Here is a 24,646-nt window from a genome sequence, read left to right as displayed (position 1 = left end):
GAGATGAATTGTTTATCCGAGGTGATGTCCCTATGACCAAAAGTGAGGTCCGGACAGTCTGTGTATCCAAACTGGAGCTATGTCCGGACTCCATTCTTTATGATATCGGAGCAGGTACTGGCTCCGTATCCATAGAAGCGTCGGGGTATTTAACCAGTGGGAAGGTTTATGCTGTGGAAAAGAAGCCGGAAGCACAGGCTCTCATAGAAGCGAATAAAGAGAAATTCGCGGCGGACTGCGTTACCGTGGTAAAAGGGACTGCGCCAGAAGCACTATCCGGACTGGAAGCTGCTACTCACATATTCCTGGGAGGCACATCAGGGAATTTAGAAGAAGTTTTAGATCTTGTTTTGAAAAAGAATCCCAAGGTCCGGGTAGTTGCTAATTTCATTGCTTTGGAATCCTTATCTGAAATGTTATTGTGGCTGAAAAAACACTCCATAGAAGCGGATATCGTTCAGATGCAGGTTTCAAAAGCAAAAACAGCAGGCAGCTATCATATGATGATGGGGCAGAACCCGGTTTACATTATTTCCTTCGGAGGGGAAGGAGGAGTGTCTTTTGAGTCAGGAAAATAAGAGAATCATGCTTGCTGCACCCAAAAGCGGCAGCGGAAAAACCATGATCACCTGTGGACTTTTACAGGCGTTACTTTTAAGAGGCATTGCCTGCCGTTCCTTTAAGTGCGGACCAGATTATATTGATCCCATGTTTCATAAGGCGGTTCTTGGCATAGACGGAGGAAATTTAGATACATTTTTCCTGGATCAGGAATCGGTGAGAGAGCTTTTTCTCAGGGAATCAAAAGAAGTTCCAATATCTGTAATAGAAGGTGTCATGGGGTATTACGACGGAATGGGAGGAGACAGTACGTGGGCAAGCTCCTATGAAGTAGCCTGCGCAGTGAAAACCCCGGTGGTACTGGTTCTTGACTGCAGGGGCGCCAGTCTGTCTCTGGCTGCTGTATGTAAAGGTTTTTTGGAATACAGAAATGACAGCCGCATTGAAGGCGTGATCTTAAACAGGATCTCACCTGTTATGGCACAACGGCTGACTCCTCAGATAGAAGCGATGGGAATCCGGGTCTTTGGATATCTTCCCCAATGCGATGAGGCGGATTTTTCCAGCCGTCATTTGGGGCTGGTTCTTCCGGGGGAAGTGGAAGGACTGAAAGACAAACTAAAGAATCTGGCCTGCAAAATGGAAGAAACAGTTGATATAGACGGACTCCTTCAGTTATCCGGAACTGCCCCTGAATTATCCTTGGAATCTGGAAGAGAAGAACGGGATGAACCAACCATATATGGTGAGAAGATACCGGTGGGAATTGCCGTTGATGAGGCCTTTTGCTTTTATTATCAGGAAAACAGAAAGATGTTAGAGGATATGGGGGCACAGCTGATCCCTTTCAGTCCGCTTCGGGACAGCCATCTTCCAGATGGAATCTGCGGGCTGATTCTGGGTGGTGGTTACCCAGAGCTATATTTAAAACAGCTGTCTGAAAATCAGAATATGCTTAAAGAAATCCGGGAGGCCAGCGAAAATCACATTCCCATACTGGCAGAATGCGGTGGTTTCCTCTATCTTCACGAGGAACTGGAATCAAAGGAGCATGATGTGTTTTTGATGGCAGGGATTATTCCGGGCAGAGCATTTCCTGTAGGAAAATTAAAACGGTTTGGATACATAGAAGCAGCGGCGAAAGAAGATATGCCGTTTTTAAAAAAGGGTGAGTCCATCAGGGGACATGAATTTCATTACTGGGACAGTACAAACAATGGAGAACAGATGCAGGCACGAAAGCCTGGCAGGGATGTGAGCTGGGATTGTGTTCTGACCAGAGATCATGTGATGGCAGGCTTCCCTCATTTTTATTACCCTTCCAATCCCATGCTTCCCAAAGGCTTTTTAGAAGCTTGCAGACAGGTTATAAAACAACAGAGGAAGAAATTATGAAGGAATTTACCATAGTACAGGGAAGTTCAGAGGATATAGAGCAGATTGCAGATCTTTACGATGGGGTAAATGATTACCTGGAAAGTCATATCAATTATCCGGGCTGGAGAAAAGGAATCTATCCTACAAAGGAAGATGCACAGGCAGGTGTGAAAGCGGGAACACTTTATTTGCTTTGGGCAGAAAATAAAATAGCCGGTTCCGTAGTCGTTAACCAGTTACAGGAAAAGGGATATGAAACGGTATCCTGGAGTCAGGATACGAAACCAGAGGATGTTGCAGTGATCCATACCTTTTTAGTACATCCGGACTTCCTTGGAAGAGGGTTTGGAAAAGTATTACTGGAATTTGCAGAAGAAAAAGCCAGAGAGCAGAAAAGAACCGTAATCCGCCTTGATGTAAATGAAAGGAATACGCCTGCCATTCAGCTTTACCGGAAGCTTGGTTACTGTTTTGCCGGAAAGGCGGATTTAGGTTACGGAGAGTATGGAATCCCATGGTTTGAACTCTATGAAAAGATCTTAACCGGAGAGGCATAAAGAATGAATGAGGAACTAAAGGATTATTTATCAGCGATACAGCCGCCTGATAAGAAAGCAACCGATACAGCACGTCTGCGCTGGGCTCATGTAGCCAAGCCCTTAAACAGTCTTGGTGTGTTGGAAGATGATATTGTAAAAATCGCGGGAATCAGGAGAAACTCCCTGGTAACGTTAAAAAAACGCGGACTTCTGATTCTGTGTGCAGATAACGGAATTGTGGAAGAAGGTGTTACCCAGACCGGTATGGAAGTTACTGCAGTAGTGGCAGAAAATATGACACGAGGCAACAGCAGTGTGTGCATTATGGCAAAACGGGCGGGAGTGGACGTATTTCCGGTTGATATGGGGGTTGCAAGAGATCTGGTTTCCGGTTCCACCTATCCGCTGATTAACAGAAAGATCGCATATGGAACCAAAAATTTTAGTAAAACCAATGCAATGACCAGAAATGAAGCTGTACAGGCGATCATAACAGGAATAGAACTAATGGGCGAACTCTCAGAAAAAGGGTATGATCTGGCGGCAACCGGTGAGATGGGAATTGGAAACACAACAACCAGCAGTGCGGTTGCAGCGCTTTTATTAAAGCAGGACCCAACGCGTCTGACCGGAAGGGGTGCCGGGTTAAATGATGCCGGCCTGATAAAAAAGCGAAAGGTGATTCAGGAGGCGGTAGCCAGATATAGTCCCAATTGTCAGGATGAAATTGATATCCTGTCAGCAGTGGGCGGTTTTGATCTGGCTGGTATGACGGGAATATTTTTAGGAGGAGCCATTTACCGCATTCCTGTACTTTTAGACGGCTTCATATCAGCGGTTGCAGCACTTTTGGCAGAACGGATTTATCCAGGGTGCCGGGATTTTATGATTGCCTCTCATGTATCTGCAGAACCCGCAGGACACATTCTTCTGGAAGAGCTGGAATTGTCTCCTCTTATTCAGGCAGGAATGTGTCTGGGAGAAGGGACGGGAGCGATAGCAGCAGTTCCGCTGCTTCAAATGGCAGCAGATGTATACGGAACCATGAGCTCTTTTGAAGATATTGAGATCGAGGCTTATAAGCCCATGGAGGATCCGTCATGACTGCCCTGATTATCGGAGGAAGCGGGAGCGGAAAATCAGAATATGCAGAAAATCTGGCGGTTTCTCTGGGCGGAGACAGAAAAGTCTATATTGCCACCATGAAACCGTGGGATGAGGAGTGCAGAAACAGAATCCTAAGACACCGGAAAATGCGGGAAAAAAAGCAGTTTGAGACGGTAGAATGTTACCGTAGTTTGAAAAACCTGGTTTTTAAATCCAGACCTTCCGTTGTTCTTCTGGAATGTATGTCCAATCTGGTTTCCAATGAGCTGTTTGGCCTGTGGGAAGAAGGAGACTTACCGGTTCTTGATAATAAAACGGCTGCAGCAGAGATTGCAGAAGGAATCCTTAATTTAGAGCGTCAGACCGATCATCTGGTGATTGTAACAAATGAAGTTTTTTCTGATGGAGATCGTTACAGCCCTGAAACCAATGAATACCGCAAGGTTCTTGGAAGCATCAATCAGCTTGCAGCAAACAGGGCTCATATGGTGGTGGAAGTAGTGGCAGGGATCCCCATAAAAATCAAAGAAGGAATTAATTGAAAAAAATCCTCAAGTATGTTATATTTATCACATAGTAGCATCCTGATACCAAAAACCAGTTTTGAGGTAGAAGGTTCGGCAATTGAGGAATTGTTTGTTTGCCGCGCCTGATTGGCGCGGCTTTTCTTGTTCAAATGAGAAAAGGAAGACGGAAAGAAGGAGATAAGCATGGAAACAAGAATTGCTGTGATCGGTATTGTTGTGGAGGAGGAAGATTCTGTAGAAATTTTAAACGAAATTTTACATGAATACCGACATTACATCATCGGACGTATGGGAATTCCATATCCGAAAAAAGGAGTGAGTGTCATCAGCATTGCGGTAGATGCTCCTCAAAGTACCATTTCCGCGCTTACCGGAAAGATCGGGAAGTTAAGTGGAATCAGTTCCAAAACAGCCTATCAGAATGTGAATGCTTAGAAGTACAAAAAAACACTGACGGGAAAGCAGATGCTGACCCAAAAGAAAGGGTGAATTACTATGTATGATCCAAAATCGCTGAAAGCGGAAGAATTCATTTCTCATGAAGAAATTCTGGAAACTCTTGATTATGCGGAACAAAACAAAAACAATGTGGAACTGATTGATCGGATTATTGCAAAGGCCAGAGAATTAAAGGGGCTAACCCACAGGGAGGCTTCCGTTCTTTTAGCCTGCGATATCCCGGAAAAGATCAAAGAACTTTATGATCTTGCAGAGGAGATCAAAAAGAGGTTTTACGGTACCCGGATTGTTATGTTTGCACCTCTCTATCTGTCCAATTACTGTGTAAATGGCTGTACCTATTGCCCCTATCATTTAAAGAACAAACACATTGCAAGAAAGAAACTGACACAGGAAGAACTGGCGAGAGAAGTTGTTGCCCTTCAGGACATGGGACATAAACGGCTTGCCCTTGAAGCTGGAGAAGATCCTGTTAATAACCCCATTGAATACATTCTGGAATGCATTAATACCATTTATTCTATCAAGCATAAAAACGGTGAAATCCGAAGAGTGAATGTTAACATAGCAGCTACGACTGTGGAAAATTACCGGAAATTAAAAGATGCCGGAATCGGTACCTATATTTTATTCCAGGAAACATATCACAAGGAAAGCTATGAAAGCCTTCACCCAACAGGACCAAAGCATAATTACGATTACCACACAGAGGCCATGGACAGGGCTATGGATGGCGGTATTGACGATGTTGGAATCGGAGTTTTATTTGGACTGGAACGGTACAAATATGAATTTGCAGGCCTGTTAATGCATGCGGAGCACTTAGAAGCAGTTCATGGAGTAGGCCCTCATACCATCAGTGTCCCACGTATTAAGAGCGCTGACGATATTGATCCCAACGCTTTTTCTAACGGAATTAGCGACGAGATATTTGCAAAGCTGTGCGCTCTGATCCGTGTCTGTGTTCCATACACAGGCATGATCGTATCCACCAGGGAGAGCCAGAGTGTGAGAGAAAAGGTGATTCGCCTTGGCGTTTCCCAGATCAGCGGCGGTTCCAGAACCAGTGTAGGCGGTTATGAGGAGGAGGTTCGCCCTACCGATACAGAGCAGTTTGACGTTTCGGACCAGAGAACCCTTGATGAGGTGGTACACTGGCTGATGGATTTAGGCTATATCCCTTCTTTCTGTACGGCATGCTACAGAGAAGGAAGAACCGGCGACCGTTTTATGAGTCTTTGTAAAAGCGGTCAGATTCAAAACTGCTGCCAGCCAAACGCATTGATGACATTAAAAGAATATTTAATGGACTACGCTTCCGAGGATACACGGAAAGTAGGCGAGGCGTTAATTGCTGCTGAATTAAATAATATCCCCAAAGAGAAGGTACGGACGATTTGTGAAGATCATCTGGAAAAGATTGAAGCTGGAATCCGGGATTTCCGGTTCTGATACCACGCAGACGACATAAAAGAGGAGATAAACATGGGATTAAATGAGACGCCGTCATCTGAAAGAATTCATATCGGCTTTTTTGGCCGCCGCAATGCAGGAAAATCAAGTGTAGTCAATGCAGTAACCGGACAGGAGCTGTCAGTGGTATCAGATATCAAAGGAACCACAACAGATCCCGTTCATAAATCCATGGAACTTCTTCCCATGGGTCCGGTAGTAATTATCGATACACCAGGATTTGATGATGAAGGTACCCTGGGAGAGATGCGGGTGCGCAAGACGAAGCAGATCTTAAACCGTGTAGACTGTGCAGTCCTGGTGGTAGATGGAACTGCAGGAAAGACAGAAGTGGAAGAGCAGCTGATCGGATTGTTTAAAGAGAAGAATATTCCTTATGTAGTTGCGTATAACAAGTCGGATCTTGTAGGGGAGGGCGATTATGAAGATGGTCTTTCTGTCAGCGCCCAGACGGGATTTCGGATTCATGAACTGAAAGAACGGATCGGAGTTCTGGTTAATACAGGAGACATGAAGATGCGGATTGTAGGCGATTTGCTAAAGCCCTGTGATCTTGTAATTCTGGTAATCCCCATTGATTCTGCAGCTCCAAAGGGCAGAATTATTCTGCCACAGCAGCAGACCATGAGAGATATATTAGAGGCCGGAGCGGTTGCCATATCCGTTAGGGATACCGAGCTTAAGCAGACTATTGAAAAGCTTGGAACCAGGCCCTATCTGGTTATAACAGACAGTCAGGCATTTGAACAGGTGAATAAGGATACGCCGGATGACATTCTCCTGACCTCTTTTTCCATTCTGATGGCACGGTATAAAGGCTTTTTAGAGGATGCAATCAAAGGTGTGGCGGCAATCAGCACCCTAAAGGATGGAGATAAAGTTCTCATATCAGAGGGCTGTACCCACCACAGGCAGTGTGATGACATCGGTACGGTGAAACTTCCCCGGTGGCTGAAGGAATTTACGGGTAAGGATCTTGTGATTGAAACATCATCAGGCAGAGAGTTCCCGGAAGAACTTTCTGACTATAAGCTGATTATTCACTGTGGCAGCTGTATGTTAAATGAGAGGGAGATGGTATACCGCAGAAAGACAGCGGCGGATGCAGGAGTGCCCTTTACCAACTATGGAACTGCCATTGCTTACATGAAGGGGATTTTAAAAAGAAGCTTAGAGGTGCTTCCGGATCTGGAAAAACTGATTTAGGCAAGAATTATTGATAGGGCTGCCGCAGCAAGGACCATGGTGTCTTTGAATACGGCAGCCTGAATGTTTTAAGGTGTTGTTAAATGATGGGTTAAAAGCTGTCGGAATGCGCTGATTTCATTTTCTGAAGCAAAAATGCGTTTTGGTATTAAGGTGTAGGTACGCTTTTTCTGAATAATATAAAAATAGTCCTTGTTCTCCATATAGTGTTTATAGATATCCCAGGATAAGATAGAATGGATGGCATGAGCGTCAAACGTGATTTTATCGTCTTCAAACAGCAGCTTATAGGGATGATGAAGTTGTTCATATTCCTGATAAAATAGGTAAGGCCGAATGAAAAAGACTGCGATGAACGTAATATTAAAAAAATATATGACGATAGTCAGTATGATATAAACCCTGGTGAAACCGTATTGATAGAATAAATAGAACGGAATCAGTAAAGAAAATGCCATAATGACCAGATCGAATTTCCTAATTACTTTTGTCAGAAAAATAAATTTTCTCCAGCCGTCTGCATACTCATTTCTCGTATAAGTGAATTCCAATAACATATATTTTCCCCCGTATAATTGATGATTTAAGTTTATCATAAAAATTGAAAAAGGAAAAGAACTCTCCGCTCTAAACTGGATCATGATTAGGAAATGACATTTACCAGATTTTGTGATATTATATTTTTTAATGGCTGTAAGATGACAAAATAAAAAGCTGTTTAATAGATAGAAAGGGGGCAGTGCCATGAATCTTCCCGGCAGTATGATGATCGCGTTTTCCATGTATTCCCGGATTCCTGTGCCCCAGGTTCAGTGGACAAAGGAACGGATGAAATATGCCATGTGTTTCTTCCCGCTGATAGGAGCAGTAATTGGTCTGCTGGAGTATGGTGCCATTCTCCTTTTACGTACCCTGGGATTTCCTTTTTTAGAACAGATACTGCCTGTCGTAATCCCTGTAGTGGTTACCGGTGGAATCCATATGGATGGATTGCTGGATGTAATTGATGCAAAATCTTCCCACGGTGAAACAGAGAAAAAACTGGAAATACTCAAAGACCCCCATACAGGAGCCTTTGCGATCATTGGATGCGGAATCTATTTCCTTTTATATCTGGCATTCTTTATGGAAATGAGACCAGTTATGATTCCTGCATTTTGTATTACGTTTGTTATAACAAGAGCGCTAAGCGGGCTCTCTGTTGTTACCTTCCCCATGGCAAAAAAAAGCGGTCTGGCTGCAGCTTTTTCAGATGGAGCTCATAAAAGAGTGGTTGGAACTGTTATGGTTCTTTATCTTATTATTTCTTTGCTTACAGTATGGCTCCTGACAGGAGCTCCGGCAGTCTTAGGCGTTTTTGCCATATCGTTTGCGGTGTTTTTGTATTATTATCATATGTCAAAACGGGAATTTGGGGGTATCACAGGAGATCTTGCAGGGTACTTTCTCCAGGTTCTGGAGTTGGCTCTTGTGGTGGGACTGGCTATACTGTCCCATATGAAATGATATGGGCATCAGAAAGGAATTGGAATGAAATTAATTATCGGAGGAGCATGGCAGGGGAAGCTTGACTATGCCCTGCAAATCGCACATATAGAAACAAAGGATAGTGAAAAGGTTATAGAGGGAGCCACAGATCCCTGTGAGGCAGCCCTTGAATGCACAATCATACATAATTTCCATGAATACGTCAGAAGACTGTTAAAAGAAGAAAAAGACCCTGACCAATTAATCCGGGAAATTGTGGAACATAATCCGGATGTGATTATTACCATGAATGAGCTTGGCTGCGGAATCGTACCCGAAGATCCCTTTGACAGGCAGTGGAGGGAAAGTGCTGGAAGAACGGCAGTGAAACTGGCAAAACACAGCGGCGAAGTTTACCGCATGGTATGCGGGATACCTGCCCGGATAAAATAGAAGAGAAAAAGGACTGACTTATGTTTAAATATCATTTAATAGCGGTTCTGATTGGCTGCTTTCTGGATGCATGCCTTGGAGATCCCTTATTCTTGTGGCACCCCGTTTGTGGAATCGGAAACCTGATAAGCTGGCTGGAGAAAAAATTAAGACCCCGGTTTCCTGAAAATGAAGCAGGGGAAAGACAGGCAGGTGTATGGCTGGTTTTGCTGGTACTGCTTGCAGCAGGGGGAATTTCCTTTGCGCTCTTAGCCGTTTCTTACGGCATTTCCACCGTCGCCGGACTTGTTTTGGAAAGTATCATGTGTTATCAGATGATGGCGTGGCATTCCTTAAGAAAAGAGAGTATGAAGGTATACCGTGCATTTTTAAAACAGGATACGGAAGAGGCAAGGCATGCGGTATCCATGATCGTGGGCCGTGATACAAAAACCCTCACTGATATGGGGATTACAAAGGCAGCGGTGGAAACTGTGGCAGAGAATACTTCTGATGGTGTGATTGCACCTTTGATTTTCATGACCCTCTTTGGAGGAACCGGTGTATTCCTATATAAGGCAGTGAACACCATGGATTCCATGGTAGGTTATAAAAATGACCGGTATCTCTGGTTTGGACGGTGTGCTGCAAAACTGGATGATCTGGTTAATTTTATTCCTGCCCGCGTATCCGCTTTTTTCATGCTGGCGGCAGGCTATTTATGCCAGCTGCTTTTCGGCAGTAAGTTTAATGGGAATAATGGTTTCCGGATCTGGAAACGTGACCGTTTTAATCACAAAAGTCCCAACTCCGCACAGACGGAATCTGCATGTGCGGGAATTCTTCAGATTGAACTGGCTGGAAATGCATGGTATTTTGGAACCTTATATGAAAAGCCTGTGATCGGAGATCCGGTGAGGGCAGTGGAGTATAAAGATATCGTTAGAACTAACACATTGATGACATTTACTTACATACTGGCGCTGATTCCTGTTGGAATCCTGCTTTTCATCACATTTTAGAAGATACACATAATTGGGAGAAATAAATATGGAATATCAGCATGGAGGAGACATTTACACCAACCAGGTTACCATGGATTATTCAGCGAATATCAATCCTCTTGGGCTTGCGAAAGGTGTTAAAAATGCATTATTACAGGCGGTAGAAAACTGTTCCTGTTATCCGGACAGCCGCTGCAGCAAATTAATCACAGAACTGGGAGCTTTCCATGGCTTTTCCGAAAAGCAGCTTATCTGTGGAAATGGAGCGGCAGATTTGATTTTTCAGATTGTACAGGTTATAAAACCCAGGAGGGCTCTGTTAATCGCCCCTTCCTTTCTGGAATATGAACAGGCGTTAGAGACGGTTTCTGCAGAAATTGTATGGTATGATTTAAAAGAGAGGGATGGATTTCACTTATCTGTAAAAGAAATAACCAGGTGGCTGAAAGAAAACGATCAGGAAGTAGATATGTTATTTCTGTGCAATCCCAATAACCCCACCGGGTTTGCGCTCCCAAAAGAGGAGATGAAAGAACTTCTTGACGTTTGCTCAGAAAAAGGAATCTACTGTGTAATAGATGAATGCTTTAATGAATTTCTCGACGATCCGGAATCTTATTCCGTACTGGAAGTGATTTCAAAGGGCGGTTATGATCAAGTATTTGTTTTAAAAGCATTTACAAAAATTTATGCCATGGCGGGAGTCCGCCTTGGTTATGGGATAACCACAGGCGAGAAAACCATAGAACTCATGAACCGGATCCGCCAGCCCTGGAGCGTGTCTGCGCTTGCTCAGGCAGCCGGTGAAGCAGCTCTTGGTGAAACGGAATATGTAAAAGAAACAAGGAAGCTGATTTCCGGTGAACGGGAATACTTAAAGAAAAACTTAAAAGACATGGGCTTTCTGGTATATGATTCTATGGCAAACTATTTGTTTTTTAAAGATACAAGAGAAAACGCCCGTAATGTGGAAAAGCTTTTATACAATGAATTGCTTGACAGGCAGGTGCTGATAAGGTCCTGTTCCAATTACAGAGGGCTTGATCATGCTTATTACCGAATCTGTATCAAACAGAGAATGGAAAATGATGCATTTCTTGCAGTATTAAAATCCATACTGACAAAAGGAGAATGAGAACATGGCAAAGACAATTATGATTCAGGGGACCATGTCCAATGCAGGGAAAAGTCTGATTACGGCTGGATTATGCCGGATCTTTAAGCAGGATGGATACCGGGTGGCACCATTTAAATCCCAGAATATGGCACTTAATTCCTTTATTACAGAGGAAGGGCTTGAGATGGGGCGGGCGCAGGTGGTACAGGCTGAGGCAGCAGGCGTAAAGCCTGTGGCAGCCATGAATCCGGTTTTGCTGAAACCCACCAACGATACCGGTTCCCAGGTAATTGTCAATGGCGTGTCCATTGGCAATATGCCGGCAAAAGAGTATTTTGCCTATAAAAAGAAACTGATACCGGAAATAAAGAAGGCGTTTGATACATTGTCAGAGGAATACGACATTATTGTAATTGAAGGCGCAGGAAGTCCGGCAGAGATCAATCTAAAGCAGGAAGACATTGTCAATATGGGCATGGCTAAGATGGCAGATGCACCAGTGCTGCTTGTTGGAGATATTGACCGGGGCGGAGTATTTGCACAGCTTTATGGAACTGTTATGCTTTTAGAGCCGGAAGAGAAAGACAGAATCGGCGGTCTTATCGTAAATAAATTCCGGGGAGATAAATCCATATTAGAACCTGGTCTTGACATGATAACAGAACGGCTTCACATACCCGTGGCTGGAGTGGTTCCATATATGGATGTGGATATCGAGGACGAAGACAGTTTGGGAAATCATCTTTCCATGACTGCAAAAACAGAGGGGGCAGAGGTAGAGATAGCGGTCATCCGTTTTCCGAGAATCTCTAACTTTACAGATTTTTCTGTATTCTCTACCATACCGTCTGTGGCTCTTCGCTATGTGGATTCTGTATCGGCTCTTGGAAAACCGGATCTTGTGATTTTACCGGGAAGCAAGAACACCATAGAGGATCTTCTCTGGCTGCGTCAGAATGGTCTGGAGGCTGGAGTGTTAAAGCTGAATTCATCAGGAGTTCCGGTGTTTGGAATCTGCGGCGGCTTTCAGATCCTTGGAGAACAGTTAAAGGATCCGCTGGCAGTGGAATCTGATTCCGGTCTTTCCTCTGTACGGGGTATGGGGCTGCTTCCCATACGGACTGAATTTGGAGCAGAAAAAACCAGAACAAGAGTGACTGGTTCCTGTACGGCAGTGGAAGGGATCTTTGAAGATTTATCTGGAATGAATATAGAAGGCTATGAAATTCACATGGGTCAGACAGAACGTGCCCTGCCGCCCTTATCCTATGTGATGGAAAGCCAGTCCGGTTCCCATCTGGCAAAGATGGACGGCTGTCAGTGTAAGAACGTATACGGAACCTATATTCACGGTTTCTTTGACAGTGAGCAGATTGCAGATACCATAGTGGGGGCTCTGAGAAAGAAAAAAGGGCTGCCCAGCCAGCCGGGCACGGCTTTCAGCTACCAGGATTATAAAGAAAAACAGTATGACAGACTGGCAGACCTTTTGCGGGAGAGCCTTAATATGGACCGGATTTACAGCCTTATGGGATTAGACGGTGACAACGGAGGAAAGAATGGAATTTAGAGAACTGGAACGGGTTCGCCCTGAAGAAATAGAAAAGAGAAGTTTTGAAATTATAACACAGGAACTGGGAGATAAGAAACTGGATCCGGAGCAGGAACTGGTAATCAAACGGGTGATTCATACAACGGCAGATTTTGATTATGCTGATCAGCTGATATTTTCGCCCCACGCGGTTAAGCTTGGAATAGAAGCATTAAAAGAAGGAATTCCGGTAATTACTGATACCAACATGGGAAAAGCAGGAATCAATAAAAAAGCACTGGAACGGGCAGGCAGCAGCGTCCACTGTTTTATGGCAGATGAGGATGTGGCGGAGGATGCGAAAAACAGGCAGACGACGAGAGCTCATGCCAGCATGGATAAGGCGTCCAGATTGTCAAAGGAATGTATTTTTGCCATTGGCAATGCACCCACTGCCCTGGTTCATCTTCATGAGCTGATACAGGAAGGAATCATAAAACCCAGATTAATCATCGGTGTACCAGTGGGGTTTGTCAATGTAATTCAGTCCAAAGAGATGATTTTATCTCTTCCCGATGTGCCCTATATTGTGGCAAGAGGAAGAAAGGGCGGCAGTAATGTAGCAGCAGCAATTGTCAATGCAATGCTTTATCAGATTTCATAACAGCAAGGTTTCTTAAAGGGGTAAAACAGCATGGATCTATACAGTATCATTTTAGTGGATGATGAAGAAGAAGTCCGCAAAAGCATTATAAAGAAAATCGAATGGCAGTCAGCTGGCTTTAAAATGGTGGGTGACGCAGAAAACGGGGAAGATGCAATTGAAAAAATAGAGGTGCTGGAGCCGGATGTGGTGCTGACGGATATCCGGATGCCTTATATGGATGGTCTTGCACTGGCAGAGAAAATAAGACAGCGTTATCCGTCTATGAAAGTTGTTATTTTTTCCGGATACGACGACTTTGAATATGCCCAGAAAGCGATTAAGCTAAATGTGACCGAATACATTCTAAAGCCTGTTAATGTGGAGGAGCTTACCTCTATTTTAAAAAGAATTAAAAGCAACCTTGACCGGGAAATTGAGGAAAAACGCAACATTAACAGGCTCAGGGAAAATTACAGAAAGAGCCTTCCTGTATTCCGGGAGCAATTCTTTAATGATCTGGTACACAAGAACCTTTCCAACGAAATAGCAGAGCAGAAGCTTAAAGAATACGATATTCCTATCGCTGGCGCATGGAAATGGATTATAGCAGCCGTTTCGGTTGAACGGGCTGAGGTAAATGATACCCTGAGCCTTCACAGTGAGGAGGAACTGATCCCTGTTTCTGTTATGCAGATTATCAGGGAAAAGCTGGAAGGATACTGCAGATTTGCATTGTTTCAGTCTGTTTTGGAAGCCGAGATGGTAGTGGTGGTCGCCCTCGATGACGATTTCATCACCGGGCTGATCGATGTTTTTGGAGATATCTGCAAGGAAACGAAGAGAATTCTGGAGGTTCCCGTTACCATAGGAATCGGTCACAGCTGTGAGGAATTATCCAATATCCCATACGCATACCAGTCGGCGATTGATGCTCTTGGTTATAAAGCCATAGCTGGAAAAGGCAGCACCATCTATATCAATGATATGGAACCAGTGGGAGGCGGAAAGCTGGTTTTTGACAGTGTATTGGAGGCAGATCTGATTTCGGCGATCAAGTTTGGTCCTGATGGAAAGATTGAAGCTTCTGTGACACAGATTATTCGTAAAATGGAATCTGCAAAAGTACATTTCAGACAGCAGCAGGTTTATATGTTCGGAGTATTAAACAGTGTGATACAGTTGGTACAGCAGTATGATCTTGATCTGGAAGAAATCATGGGCTGGGATTTAGAGTCCATGACATTCTTTGATAAGATGCAAAAAGGGGAATTTGGTTCCTGGCTTTACAAGGCTGCAGAAAAGATCAATCAGGCGATTAATCAGGAACGTGATCTTACCACAAGACAGGTGATTCAGGAGGCGAGACAGTATATTATGGATCATTACCAGAATCCGGATTTATCCGTTGAAATGATCTGCCGCCATCTGCATATGAGCCCGGCTTATTTTTCCACACTGTTTAAAAAGGAAACCGGACAGGCCTATATCGCCTATTTAACTGATCTCCGGTTAAACAAGGCAGTGGAGCTGTTAAACAAAACCGAGGATAAAACCTATGTCATTGCGGCAAAGGTGGGGTATCCGGAGCAAAACTATTTCAGTTATGTGTTTAAAAAGAAATTTGGAGTTTCACCTACTAAATTTCGCGGAGTGAGGTAATGGAAAAGAAGAATAACAGCATTCGTTATACCATTTTCGTATATTTTACCATAACGGCGCTTGCCGCAGGTCTGCTTATTTCCCTTTCCTTATACCAGCGTCTTTCCTCTCAGGTTGCAGAGGTGGTACAGGAGGAGAATCAGAGCCTGATTAATCAGGTGGCACGGTCTGTGGAATCCTACTTACGGACCGTTATGAAACTATCTGATTCTCTTTATTATGGCGCTGTGAAAAATGCAGACCTTTCTTCCCAGTCCATTAATAATGAGATCACCCTTCTGTATGACAACAATAAGGACAATGTGGATAACATTGCCCTTTTCACCCAGGGCGGAGCAATGGTGGAGTCTGTTCCTGCAGCAAGACTGAAAAACAATCTTAACGTAACCGGGGAGAAATGGTTTGCTAATGCTCTTGAAAAAACGGAGAACCAGCATTTTTCCGATCCCCATGTCCAGTATATATTTGAAAACAATGAAAACCAGTACCGGTGGGTGATCTCCCTGTCCAGAGCGGTGGAGCTGACGGAAGGAACATCTACCACCCAGGGTGTTCTGCTGGTGGATTTAAGCTATTCCAGCCTGGAGCATTTATTTGAAGGAGTCACCACAGGAAAAGGCGGTTATGTCTACCTGATCGGAAGCGACGGAGAGATCCTGTATCACCCCAGAATTCAGTTAATTGACTCGGGCCGGCTAAAGGAAAACAATCAAGTGGCATCCGGATATAAGGATGGGATTCACCGTGAAGTTTTTGAAGGGGATAACAGAATTATAACGGTAAAGTCAGTGGGCTATACAGGCTGGAAAATCGTGGGGGTTACGCCTAACAGTGTGGTTTCCTTAAATACCATCAAAACCAGGCTTTTTATTGTATTCATGATTACTCTTATCTTATTTATACTTGTACTGATCAACTCCTATATCTCATCTCGCATAACAAATCCTATCAAGGAGTTGGAAAAATCCGTAGGAATCCTGGAAGAAGGGGATTTGGAAACTGCAGTTTCCATCGGAGGCTCTTATGAAATTCAGCATTTGGGAAATTCCATTAAAAATATGGCAATTCAGATCCGCGTCCTGATGGATGATATTGTAACGGAACACGAGGCCAAACGAAAACAGGAATTTGATACCCTGCAATCACAAATTAATCCCCATTTTTTATACAATACTCTGGACATTATCGTCTGGATGATTGAAAATGAACAAAAGAACGAAGCGGTTAAGGCGGTTACAGCACTTGCCCGGTTTTTCCGGATCAGCTTAAGTAAAGGAAAAAGCATTATTACTGTCCGGGATGAACTGGAACATGTAAGAAGCTATTTAATGATCCAGCATATGCGTTTTAAAAATAAATTTTCCTATGAAATTCAGGCAGACGAAGAATGTATGGAATTAACCAGTTTAAAACTGATTCTGCAGCCGCTGGTGGAGAATGCCATCTATCATGGAATGGAATTCATGGATGGGGAAGGGGAGATAAAATTATCGGTGATGCGAAAGGAAGATGATCTGATTATCCAGGTTTCTGATAATGGCCTGGGTATGACAGAGGAACAGGTGAAAAGCCTCTTTTCCCATGAGGTTCATGTTACCTCGAAAAAGGGTTCCGGTATTGGAGTGAAGAATGTGAATGAAAGAATTAAGCTTTATTTCGGGGAAAAGTACGGGTTAACCATTGATTCCGAGCCTGATGAGGGAACCACCATTACCATTCTCCTCCCTGCTGTGACCTATGATTCCGTTTTAGAAAAGGAGAAACGATCATGACAAAACAGGAAAAAATTTTGTGGGTTATTTTGCCGGTAGTGCTTGTGATCCTGTTTCTTTTGTCCTCCACGGATTTGATCATTAAGGAAAAAAAGACAGTTATTTATCCGATTTCCATTATTATCAGCGATACCTCAGATGATTATTTTGCCAATTTCAGAAAAGGTGCGGATAAGGCGGCAGAAGAATACAATGTTGACGTCAGTTTCATTACGCTTTATGAAAAGGGAGATCAGGATCAGCAGCTGGAACTGGTAAAACGGGAAATTAATGACGGAGCGTTAGCAGTTGTGTTAGTTCCGGTAAAGCCGGAAGAATGCGCTAAAAAAATGGATGATATGGTTTTAAACTGTCCTGCAGTCATTGTTGGTAACTTAATTCCCAACGAGAAGGTGAAAAGCGGGATTGCTCCGGATTTTGAAGAGGAAGGGCGTAAGCTGGGACAGGCAATTGCGAGAGAGAATTCTCCTGGTAAACCGGTATGGATCTTTATGGAAGGGTTAGACTATGGATACAACCGGGATATTTATGCAGGTGCTGAAAGTGAACTGAAAAACGCCGGTTTTACTGTAAAGATTTATAAAAAGACCATGGAAGAGACCTTTCGCAAAGCCATAGAAGGACTGGTCTATCCAGGCAGCGAAAAAGTGATTATAGCAGCGATTGATACAAAAAGTCTGGATGAAACGGCAGAAATTATTGCAGGAAGTCCGGTTTATGGCAGTTATGTGGATGGTCTTTACGGGGTAGGAAGTACCACCAGGCTTTTGACTGATCTGGACAACGGGGTGATAAAAGGACTGGTGGTAAGTGACCAGTTTGATGCGGGTTACAGGAGCATTGAAAAAGCGGTTGAGTCGGTCCACAGAGGATTTCAAAAGGAGCAGATTGTACTGGATTCTTATTATATCCGAAGAGAAGATTTAAGAGAGAGCAAATTTGAAAAAATCTTATATCCGATTGACTAAATGGGGGAATAGAAATGAAAAAAAAATATGGAGTGCTGGCAGCGGTTATTCTTTTGTTTGTTGTTATTCTGGGCTTTTTTTATCAGAACTATAAATCCGGGAAAATAGAAGGGAACAAAGCAGTTCGCATTGGGGTGACTTTATACCGGGGAGATGATTCGTTTATTAACACCATAAGGGGAAAATTAGAGGATCAGGCCAAGGAATATGAAAAGAACACCGGGATTAAGGTTGTTATGGAAATTGTGGATGCAAAGGGAAACCAGAATACCCAGAACAATCAGGTAGACCGTTTTATTTCTCTGGGATATGATGCAATCTGTGTCAATATGGTTGACCGGTCGGCTGCATCAAATATTATCGGAAAAGCAATGGATGCAGATACGCCGGTAGTATTTTTTAACCGGGAGCCGGTGGAAGAGGATATGCGGCGCTGGGAAAAGCTATACTATGTAGGGGAAAATGCAAAAGAGTCCGCTACGCTCCAGGGAAATATGCTGGTAGAAGCTTACAAGGCTGACCCAACTTCTCTGGATATAAACGGAGATGGTAAGGTGAGCTATGTCCTTTTGGAAGGAGAGAGCAGCCATCAGGATTCTCTGATCAGAACCGAGTGGTCCATCCAGACACTGAAGGATGGAGGGGTACCTCTGGAAAAGATTACGGGCGCCATAGCAAACTGGGACAGAAGCCAGGCTTCTGCCTGGATGGAGCAGTGGCTGACCCAGTATCCGGATGAAATTGAAGTGGTGATCTGCAATAACGATGATATGGCACTGGGAGCAGCGGATGCCATTGAACGAAAGGGAAGTTCCAGGCCAGTCAAGGTGGTTGGTATTGATGGGACACCCCAGGGAATTGAAGGCGTCCGGGAAGGAAAACTGTTTGGTACCGTACAATGTGACAGCGATGAGTATGCCGGAGTGATTTTTAAAATTGCGGCAGCAGAGGCTCTTGGTAAAAATGTACAGGAAACAGTGGATTTAAGCCGGGATAAGTATTATGAATGCAGACAAAATACCCTGACTGCCAAATAGGGAAACAGGAAAATTGGTATTTATCAATAAAAAATTATAAAAAAACTGAGTGAATCATGAAAAATCTAAAAAAATCGATACATATACCAAGAAAATTATATGGAATAGTGCACAAATTAAAGTTATAATGTGCATGTCGATGAGGTAAAAGTGCCAATCGAACACAATTATATAATGATAAGGGAGGATTTATCATGAGATTACTCAAAAAAGTAGTAGCAGTAGGTCTCGCTTCTGCAATGGTATTTTCCATGGCAGGCTGCGGTTCCAGCTCAAAGGCCACAACAGCAGCATCTGAGGCAGCGACCACTGCAGCAGAAACAAAGAAGGAAGAAACCAAATCAGCAGAAACTACTGCAGCAGCTGTTAAAGAAGCAGTAGGCGGGGATTTAGCTGATAAGAAAGTTGGTATTTCCATTTACAAATTCGATGATAACTTCATGACACTTTATCGTACAGAACTTCAGCGCTATTTAACTGAAGACCTGGGCTTTAAGAAAGATAATGTAGTAATTCAGGATGGTAAGGGAGATCAGGCAGAACAGACCAACCAGATCCAGAACTTCATTACCCAGAAATATGACGTACTTATTTTAAATCTTGTTCAGGCTTCTTCCGCTCCAGAAATCACAAATATGTGTAAAGAAGCAGGAATCCCTGTTGTTTACATTAACCGTGAGCCAGATCCAGAAGAAGAGCAGAGATGGAAAGATGAAAAGATCAATGCAACTTATGTAGGATGTGATGCAAGACAATCCGGAACCTATCAGGGTGAAGAAATTCTTGAAACTTCCAACAAGGGCGATATCAACGGCGACGGCGTAGTTAACTACATCATGATCCAGGGTGACCCGGAGAATGTAGATGCACAGTACAGAACCGAATTCTCTGTAAAAGCACTGACTGACAAGGGCGTAAAAGTAAAAGAGCTCTTAAAACAGCGTGGTGACTGGGATCAGGCAAAAGCACAGCAGATTGCTCAGGATGCTCTGACACAGTATGGCGATCAGATCGAAGTTATCTTCTGTAACAACGATGCTATGGCACTTGGTGCTCTTCAGGCAATCGAAGCAGCAGGACGTACTGTAAACAAAGATATCTATTTAGTAGGTGTTGATGCGTTAACAGAAGCTGTTCAGAACGTTATTGATGACAAACAGACTGGTACCGTATTTAACGATCATTTCTCTCAGGCTCAGACAGCAAGCGATATGGCTGCTAAGTTCTTAAAGGGTGATTCTGTTGAGAACGTTAACATGGTAGACTATATCAAGGTTACCAAGGCAAATGCACAGGATACTCTTGACAAATTAAAAAAATAATATTCAACAGCCGAAATTGCGGGTGTGTCGGTAAGGCACACCCGATTTTTAAAAGTTAGAGGTATCCCTTTATGTCCGGAAAAACGGACGAATCAATGAAATACCTTAACAGGTATCCCTTTATGTCCGGAAAAACGGACGAATCAATGAAAGGAGAAGCGGGATGGCAGAGAATTACAGACTGGAAATGGTTGGAATCAGCAAATCCTTCCCTGGCGTCAAAGCGCTCGATAAAATCAATTTAAAAGTACGTCCCGGTACCGTTCACGCTCTGATGGGAGAGAACGGAGCAGGTAAGTCAACACTGATGAAATGCCTGTTTGGCATATACAAGATGGATGAAGGTGAAGTCCTGATTGATGGTGAGAAGGTAAACATTGCCAATCCGGATGAGGCACTTCACAAAGGCCTTGCTATGGTACACCAGGAACTTCAGCCGGTACCGGCTCGCTCTATTGCAGAGAATATGTATCTTGGACGGTTTCCAATATATAAAATAGGACCGCTTAAAGTAATTGATCATAAAACCATGAATGCAGAAGCAGAAAAATGGTTAAAAGATGTTAAAATGACGTTCAATCCCAAAGCAAAACTTGGGACCTTATCAATCGGACAAATGCAGTCAGTAGAAATTGCAAAGGCAGTCAGCCAGAATGCAAAACTGGTGATTCTGGATGAACCTACTTCATCACTGACTGATAATGAGGTAGAAGCACTGTTCCGTATTATCAGGGACTTAAAGTCCCGCGGAGTTTCTATGATATATATCAGCCATAAAATGGCAGAGATCAGACAGATTGCAGATGACATCACCATCATGCGGGATGGAACCTACGTTGGTTCATGGGAAGTGGCAGATATCTCTGACGAAGAGATTGTAAAACAGATGGTAGGAAGAGAACTGGGAAATGTTTACCCTCCAAAGGATGATTACCGAACGGAAGAAACCGTTTTAAAGGTAAGCCATTTAAGCAGTATTCATGAACGTTCTTTTCAGGATTGTTCCTTTGAACTGAAAAAGGGAGAGATTCTGGGATTCGGAGGTCTGGTAGGAGCTCAGAGAACCGAATTAATGGAAGCCATATTTGGAATGAGGAACATTTCCGGGGGAGAAGTTCAAGTCCTTGGAAAAAAAGTTGAGATTAAATGCCCAAAGGATGCCATAGGCGATTCAGTGGGAATGATTACAGAAGACCGAAGAGGAAACGGTATCTTTGGATGCTTAAGCATTTCTGACAATACAGCCATTGCTTCTTACCGCAATTATACTACAGCGGGAGTGATTCAGAAGAAGAGAGTAGCATCGGTTGTAAAGGACAGCATTGCAAAGCTGAGTATAAAAACTCCAAACGACAGGACGCAGATCCAGTCCCTTTCCGGTGGAAATCAGCAAAAAGTAATTATTGCCAGATGGCTTGCAAGCAATCCTGAAATTTTAATCATGGATGAGCCGACAAGAGGTATCGACGTAGGCGCAAAGTATGAGATTTATCAGATTATGATTGACCTTGTAAAGCAGGGCAAATCCATCATCATGATTTCCTCTGAAATGCCGGAGCTAATCGGTATGTCAAACCGGATTATCGTAATGTGCGGCGGACGAATCACAGGAGAAGTAGAGGATAGTGAGGCAACCCAGGAGAAAATCATGGCATATGCCACTAAATTCGATATAAACATAACGGAAAATAATTCCAAACAGGAGGTTAAGTCATGACAGCTAAGAAGATAAATATGAAGGATTTCCTTATAAATAATGGAATCATCGTTGTCCTCATCCTGCTTGCCATTTTTACGGCAATAAAGCAACCATCATTCGCAACACCTGACAATCTAAAAAATATTGCCTTAAATGTGGCACCCCGTTTCATCATTGCCTGCGGTGTATCAGGCTGCCTGATTACCAGAGGTACTGATCTTTCTGCAGGACGTATTGTAGGCCTTTCCGCCTGCCTTGCAGGGACTCTTTTACAGAAACCGGGCTACAGCGGCAAGTTTTTCCCCAATCTTCCCGATTTTGGTATCTGGTGGGTATTCGTAGTATTGTTAATCTGTATTTTAGTTGCTGCATTGTTTGGTCTGATCAATGGTCTGGTGATTTCCTATCTGCAGGTTCCCGCTTTTATCGGAACACTGGGTATGCAGCTGATTGTATACGGTGCCTGCCTTGTTTATACCAACGCAACACCCATCGGCGGTTACCGTCCGGCCTATACGGAAGTGGCAAAAGGAAGACTGTTTGGTTTCGTGCCTTATCTGTTTTTAATTGCCCTTGCAGTAGGACTTGTGATCTGGTTCGTTTATAATAAGACTCCTCATGGAAAATACATGTATGCCATCGGCGGCAATGAACAGGCAGCAGAAGTTTCCGGTGTTAATACCAAAAAGACAAAGATTATTATCTATGTGACAGCTGCTGCACTTTACGCACTGGGCGGATTTCTGGTAGGTGCAAAATCAGGTGGATCTTCCGTTAACATGGGTATGGGCTGGGAACTTGAAGCAATTGCAGCATGTACCATCGGAGGTGTATCTGTAAACGGTGGTATCGGTAAAGTATCCGGCGTTTTAATCGGTGTTCTTGTTTTCGAAATTTTAAAAACCTGTCTCCAGTATTTAGGAGTTAACACCAACTATCAGTACATTGCTCAGGGTATCGTTATCGTAGTTGCGATTGCTCTTGATATCAGAAAATATATTGCCAAGAAATAAATCCTTAAAAAAAGCGTCTTGTCCGGCAGTAATGCCTTTCAGGACGCTTTTTCGTACATTCACGACTGTTTAAAAATTACGGCATCTGGCTGAGCCGGCTGTTCTGGTATTCCCCGGATAATGTGACATCTTTCCCAAACCAGGAAGGGGGAGTAAAGGAGTGGGCTTCCTCCAGGCTTTCAAATTCAACCTCAGCAAGCATCAGTCCTTTATAGCGGCCTTCAAAAACATCCAGTTCGATGGTAAGATGATCGCAGTGTTCCACAGGAATTAAATATCTTCTTTTTGTAAGAACGCAGCCGTCTGTTTTGCTGATTAAGTGATGATAGGAGTCTTCGTTTAAGGGAAGATTGTATTCTTCTCTTGCTAAAAGCCCTTTGGATTTATAGGTTAGGATATATGACTCATCCTCTTTTCGAACCCGCACGACAGGGTCTGTCGATAAATATCCCTGTTCAATAAAATGATGGGGAAATGACTCATAATTTTCCGGCGGACTGGTGACCAGATATTTGCGCTCGATTTCCATGAAGAACCTCCTGATTCCATGTATTGGACTATAAAACAGGGTTAGTATACCACAATAGGATAAAAAATAGAAGATAGTGGCAAAAAGAAGAAAAACGTGGTAATATGGAAAATACAGTAAAAATCAGGAGATTAATGATATGAAATGCATGATAAGGCGGACAGCTTTCTTTTTTCTGGTATTGGCAGTGGTTTTTGTAACAGGCTGCGCAGGAAAAAGTGCTGAGCCAAAATCTGGGGAAAGTTCGGATAAGGAAGCTGGTACGGAAGGAATTGAAGCAGCAGAAGGTCCCAAAATCGGCATAAGCATCTATCGCTACGACGACACATTTATGAAGCTTTACCGGTCTGAATTAAAACAATATCTGGAAGAGACTTATCATGCCCAGATCATCATGCGCAATGCAGGCGGGGATCAGAATGAACAGAACCGGCAGATAAAGGATTTTATAGATAGTAAGTGTAGCGGAATTATAATTAATCCTGTGGAGACCTCGGCTGCAGGAACAATCGCAGACACTTGCAGCCAGGCAGGTATCCCACTGGTTTTCATTAACAGTGAGCCGGATGAATCAGAGCGAAAACGGTGGGAAGACCATCATATGGCGGTTTCCAGTGTGGAAACGGATTCAAAGCAGGCGGGAACCTATCAGGGACAGATTATTCTTGAAACTCCAGGTAAGGGTGACAAAAACAACGATGGAATCGTTTCTTATGTGATGATAAAGGGAGAAGAAGGCAGTGATGCAGCCCGGTATCGGTCGGAGTATTCCATCAAAGCACTGACAGAGGCAGGAGTAAAAACAGAAGAGCTTTTTTCTGGTGTGGGAAATTGGAACAGGGAAGAGGGGAAAAAGCTTGCTGCGCAGGCTTTATCAACTTATGGTCCCAGAATTGATGTGATTTTTTGCAACAACGATGCCATGGCAAATGGAGCGCTTGAGGCGGTAGAAGAAGCCGGTATGATACCGGGAAAAGATATATCTCTGGTAGGCGTGGATGCACTTTTAGAAACTGTGGAATATATAAAAGAGGGTAAGATCACCGGAACGGTTTTAAATGACCATCAGGGACAGTCTCAGACTGCTGCCGATACGCTGATCCGGCTGATTCGGGGAGAGGATGCCGAGACAAGGTATCTGGTGGATTATATCAAGATTACCATGAACAGTACATTTCAAAAATGGAAAGGAGACGATTGA

The 24,646-nt window shown here is 43.5% G+C and carries 24 protein-coding genes; 22 read left to right on the top strand and 2 right to left on the bottom strand.

Translation table 11 applies throughout. From position 1 onward, the window contains the following. The first annotated feature begins 32 nt into the window (after positions 1-32). The 8 genes from cbiT (at position 33) to hydF (ending at position 7,249) form a co-directional block, all read left to right on the top strand. The gene (gene cbiT / locus ABS301_RS00480) at positions 33-578 is read left to right on the top strand and encodes a precorrin-6Y C5,15-methyltransferase (decarboxylating) subunit CbiT (protein ID WP_349670326.1); all 546 of its coding nucleotides are present in this window, start codon (positions 33-35) and stop codon (positions 576-578) included. Beyond that, on the top strand, positions 562-1,956 hold the full coding sequence (locus ABS301_RS00475) for a cobyrinic acid a,c-diamide synthase CobB (RefSeq protein WP_349670325.1): 1,395 nt from the start codon (positions 562-564) through the stop codon (positions 1,954-1,956). The genes cbiT and ABS301_RS00475 overlap by 17 nt, the downstream gene beginning before the upstream one ends. Beyond that, entirely contained in the window at positions 1,953-2,495 is a 543-nt protein-coding gene (locus ABS301_RS00470; RefSeq protein ID WP_349670324.1) for a GNAT family N-acetyltransferase, read from the top strand. Before ABS301_RS00475 ends, ABS301_RS00470 begins: the two co-directional genes overlap by 4 nt. 3 nt (positions 2,496-2,498) lie before the next feature. Then, complete coding sequence (gene cobT, locus ABS301_RS00465; protein ID WP_349670323.1) at positions 2,499-3,581, top strand: nicotinate-nucleotide--dimethylbenzimidazole phosphoribosyltransferase; 1,083 nt, start codon at positions 2,499-2,501, stop codon at positions 3,579-3,581. Continuing rightward, positions 3,578-4,126, top strand: a complete 549-nt coding sequence (locus tag ABS301_RS00460; protein ID WP_349670322.1) for a bifunctional adenosylcobinamide kinase/adenosylcobinamide-phosphate guanylyltransferase — start codon at positions 3,578-3,580, stop codon at positions 4,124-4,126. The genes cobT and ABS301_RS00460 overlap by 4 nt, the downstream gene beginning before the upstream one ends. Positions 4,127-4,294: 168 nt before the next feature. Continuing rightward, positions 4,295-4,546, top strand: a complete 252-nt coding sequence (locus ABS301_RS00455) for a TM1266 family iron-only hydrogenase system putative regulator (protein WP_104438498.1) — start codon at positions 4,295-4,297, stop codon at positions 4,544-4,546. Between the two features lie 60 nt (positions 4,547-4,606). Next, entirely contained in the window at positions 4,607-6,022 is a 1,416-nt protein-coding gene (hydG, locus tag ABS301_RS00450) for a [FeFe] hydrogenase H-cluster radical SAM maturase HydG (protein ID WP_349670321.1), read from the top strand. 33 nt (positions 6,023-6,055) lie between these two features. After that, on the top strand, positions 6,056-7,249 hold the full coding sequence (gene hydF, locus ABS301_RS00445) for a [FeFe] hydrogenase H-cluster maturation GTPase HydF (RefSeq protein ID WP_349670320.1): 1,194 nt from the start codon (positions 6,056-6,058) through the stop codon (positions 7,247-7,249). Positions 7,250-7,317: 68 nt separating this feature from the next. Here hydF and ABS301_RS00440 read toward each other — a convergent pair whose 3' ends face one another. Continuing rightward, on the bottom strand, positions 7,318-7,806 hold the full coding sequence (locus tag ABS301_RS00440; RefSeq protein WP_349670319.1) for a YcxB family protein: 489 nt from the start codon (positions 7,804-7,806) through the stop codon (positions 7,318-7,320). A 187-nt stretch (positions 7,807-7,993) separates the two neighbouring features. Here ABS301_RS00440 and ABS301_RS00435 point away from each other — a divergent pair, with 187 nt between their 5' ends. From ABS301_RS00435 to ABS301_RS00375, 13 genes are all read left to right on the top strand, one after another. Further along, a complete protein-coding gene (locus ABS301_RS00435; RefSeq protein ID WP_349670318.1) occupies positions 7,994-8,755 on the top strand; it encodes an adenosylcobinamide-GDP ribazoletransferase in 762 nt (253 codons plus the stop codon). Between the two features lie 24 nt (positions 8,756-8,779). Then, positions 8,780-9,169 (top strand): bifunctional adenosylcobinamide kinase/adenosylcobinamide-phosphate guanylyltransferase, encoded by a 390-nt coding sequence (locus ABS301_RS00430; RefSeq protein ID WP_349670317.1) that lies wholly within the window; start codon positions 8,780-8,782, stop codon positions 9,167-9,169. Positions 9,170-9,189: 20 nt separating this feature from the next. After that, positions 9,190-10,170 (top strand): adenosylcobinamide-phosphate synthase CbiB, encoded by a 981-nt coding sequence (gene cbiB / locus ABS301_RS00425; protein WP_349670316.1) that lies wholly within the window; start codon positions 9,190-9,192, stop codon positions 10,168-10,170. 28 nt (positions 10,171-10,198) lie between these two features. Further along, positions 10,199-11,287: a pyridoxal phosphate-dependent aminotransferase gene (locus tag ABS301_RS00420; protein ID WP_349670315.1), complete on the top strand. Its 1,089-nt coding sequence runs from the start codon at positions 10,199-10,201 to the stop codon at positions 11,285-11,287. 4 nt (positions 11,288-11,291) lie between these two features. Further along, entirely contained in the window at positions 11,292-12,839 is a 1,548-nt protein-coding gene (locus ABS301_RS00415; RefSeq protein WP_349670314.1) for a cobyric acid synthase, read from the top strand. Beyond that, positions 12,829-13,464 (top strand): precorrin-8X methylmutase, encoded by a 636-nt coding sequence (locus ABS301_RS00410; RefSeq protein ID WP_349670313.1) that lies wholly within the window; start codon positions 12,829-12,831, stop codon positions 13,462-13,464. Before ABS301_RS00415 ends, ABS301_RS00410 begins: the two co-directional genes overlap by 11 nt. 30 nt (positions 13,465-13,494) lie before the next feature. Next, a complete protein-coding gene (locus ABS301_RS00405; RefSeq protein WP_349670312.1) occupies positions 13,495-15,105 on the top strand; it encodes a response regulator transcription factor in 1,611 nt (536 codons plus the stop codon). Then, positions 15,105-16,877 (top strand): sensor histidine kinase, encoded by a 1,773-nt coding sequence (locus ABS301_RS00400; protein ID WP_349670311.1) that lies wholly within the window; start codon positions 15,105-15,107, stop codon positions 16,875-16,877. The genes ABS301_RS00405 and ABS301_RS00400 overlap by 1 nt, the downstream gene beginning before the upstream one ends. Continuing rightward, positions 16,874-17,845, top strand: a complete 972-nt coding sequence (locus ABS301_RS00395) for a substrate-binding domain-containing protein (RefSeq protein WP_349670310.1) — start codon at positions 16,874-16,876, stop codon at positions 17,843-17,845. The genes ABS301_RS00400 and ABS301_RS00395 overlap by 4 nt, the downstream gene beginning before the upstream one ends. 14 nt (positions 17,846-17,859) lie before the next feature. Then, positions 17,860-18,882 (top strand): galactose ABC transporter substrate-binding protein, encoded by a 1,023-nt coding sequence (locus ABS301_RS00390; protein WP_349670309.1) that lies wholly within the window; start codon positions 17,860-17,862, stop codon positions 18,880-18,882. A 194-nt stretch (positions 18,883-19,076) separates the two neighbouring features. Then, a complete protein-coding gene (locus ABS301_RS00385; protein WP_349670308.1) occupies positions 19,077-20,204 on the top strand; it encodes a galactose ABC transporter substrate-binding protein in 1,128 nt (375 codons plus the stop codon). A 163-nt stretch (positions 20,205-20,367) separates the two neighbouring features. Then, positions 20,368-21,921, top strand: coding sequence for a sugar ABC transporter ATP-binding protein (locus ABS301_RS00380; protein ID WP_349670307.1), 1,554 nt, complete (start codon positions 20,368-20,370; stop codon positions 21,919-21,921). Next, a complete protein-coding gene (locus ABS301_RS00375; protein WP_349670306.1) occupies positions 21,918-22,916 on the top strand; it encodes a galactose/methyl galactoside ABC transporter permease MglC in 999 nt (332 codons plus the stop codon). The genes ABS301_RS00380 and ABS301_RS00375 overlap by 4 nt, the downstream gene beginning before the upstream one ends. Before the next feature lie 76 nt (positions 22,917-22,992). On the opposite strand, the gene ABS301_RS00370 is transcribed toward ABS301_RS00375, so the two are convergent. Beyond that, the gene (locus ABS301_RS00370; protein ID WP_349670305.1) at positions 22,993-23,445 is read right to left on the bottom strand and encodes a CYTH domain-containing protein; all 453 of its coding nucleotides are present in this window, start codon (positions 23,443-23,445) and stop codon (positions 22,993-22,995) included. A 139-nt stretch (positions 23,446-23,584) separates the two neighbouring features. Here ABS301_RS00370 and ABS301_RS00365 point away from each other — a divergent pair, with 139 nt between their 5' ends. After that, positions 23,585-24,646: a galactose ABC transporter substrate-binding protein gene (locus ABS301_RS00365; RefSeq protein ID WP_349670304.1), complete on the top strand. Its 1,062-nt coding sequence runs from the start codon at positions 23,585-23,587 to the stop codon at positions 24,644-24,646.

Origin of the sequence: Lacrimispora sp., assembly GCF_031982545.1 — a bacterium.
Taxonomy (GTDB): domain Bacteria; phylum Bacillota; class Clostridia; order Lachnospirales; family Lachnospiraceae; genus Lacrimispora.
This window is presented reverse-complemented; position numbering and strand designations above follow the sequence as displayed.

Bases quoted from the DNA above. Each gene is read 5' to 3' on its own strand.
- cbiT (WP_349670326.1), top strand. From the start codon at position 33: ATGACCAAAAGTGAGGTCCGGACAGTCTGTGTATCCAAACTGGAGCTA.
- cbiB (WP_349670316.1), top strand. From the start codon at position 9,190: ATGTTTAAATATCATTTAATAGCGGTTCTGATTGGCTGCTTTCTGGAT.
- ABS301_RS00420 (WP_349670315.1), top strand. From the start codon at position 10,199: ATGGAATATCAGCATGGAGGAGACATTTACACCAACCAGGTTACCATG.
- ABS301_RS00415 (WP_349670314.1), top strand. From the start codon at position 11,292: ATGGCAAAGACAATTATGATTCAGGGGACCATGTCCAATGCAGGGAAA.
- ABS301_RS00385 (WP_349670308.1), top strand. From the start codon at position 19,077: ATGAGATTACTCAAAAAAGTAGTAGCAGTAGGTCTCGCTTCTGCAATG.
- ABS301_RS00365 (WP_349670304.1), top strand. From the start codon at position 23,585: ATGAAATGCATGATAAGGCGGACAGCTTTCTTTTTTCTGGTATTGGCA.
- ABS301_RS00435 (WP_349670318.1), top strand. From the start codon at position 7,994: ATGAATCTTCCCGGCAGTATGATGATCGCGTTTTCCATGTATTCCCGG.
- ABS301_RS00460 (WP_349670322.1), top strand. From the start codon at position 3,578: ATGACTGCCCTGATTATCGGAGGAAGCGGGAGCGGAAAATCAGAATAT.
- ABS301_RS00375 (WP_349670306.1), top strand. From the start codon at position 21,918: ATGACAGCTAAGAAGATAAATATGAAGGATTTCCTTATAAATAATGGA.
- ABS301_RS00470 (WP_349670324.1), top strand. From the start codon at position 1,953: ATGAAGGAATTTACCATAGTACAGGGAAGTTCAGAGGATATAGAGCAG.
- hydG (WP_349670321.1), top strand. From the start codon at position 4,607: ATGTATGATCCAAAATCGCTGAAAGCGGAAGAATTCATTTCTCATGAA.
- ABS301_RS00410 (WP_349670313.1), top strand. From the start codon at position 12,829: ATGGAATTTAGAGAACTGGAACGGGTTCGCCCTGAAGAAATAGAAAAG.
- hydF (WP_349670320.1), top strand. From the start codon at position 6,056: ATGGGATTAAATGAGACGCCGTCATCTGAAAGAATTCATATCGGCTTT.
- ABS301_RS00380 (WP_349670307.1), top strand. From the start codon at position 20,368: ATGGCAGAGAATTACAGACTGGAAATGGTTGGAATCAGCAAATCCTTC.
- ABS301_RS00405 (WP_349670312.1), top strand. From the start codon at position 13,495: ATGGATCTATACAGTATCATTTTAGTGGATGATGAAGAAGAAGTCCGC.
- ABS301_RS00455 (WP_104438498.1), top strand. From the start codon at position 4,295: ATGGAAACAAGAATTGCTGTGATCGGTATTGTTGTGGAGGAGGAAGAT.
- ABS301_RS00430 (WP_349670317.1), top strand. From the start codon at position 8,780: ATGAAATTAATTATCGGAGGAGCATGGCAGGGGAAGCTTGACTATGCC.
- ABS301_RS00370 (WP_349670305.1), bottom strand. From the start codon at position 23,445: ATGGAAATCGAGCGCAAATATCTGGTCACCAGTCCGCCGGAAAATTAT.
- ABS301_RS00395 (WP_349670310.1), top strand. From the start codon at position 16,874: ATGACAAAACAGGAAAAAATTTTGTGGGTTATTTTGCCGGTAGTGCTT.
- ABS301_RS00400 (WP_349670311.1), top strand. From the start codon at position 15,105: ATGGAAAAGAAGAATAACAGCATTCGTTATACCATTTTCGTATATTTT.
- ABS301_RS00390 (WP_349670309.1), top strand. From the start codon at position 17,860: ATGAAAAAAAAATATGGAGTGCTGGCAGCGGTTATTCTTTTGTTTGTT.
- ABS301_RS00440 (WP_349670319.1), bottom strand. From the start codon at position 7,806: ATGTTATTGGAATTCACTTATACGAGAAATGAGTATGCAGACGGCTGG.
- cobT (WP_349670323.1), top strand. From the start codon at position 2,499: ATGAATGAGGAACTAAAGGATTATTTATCAGCGATACAGCCGCCTGAT.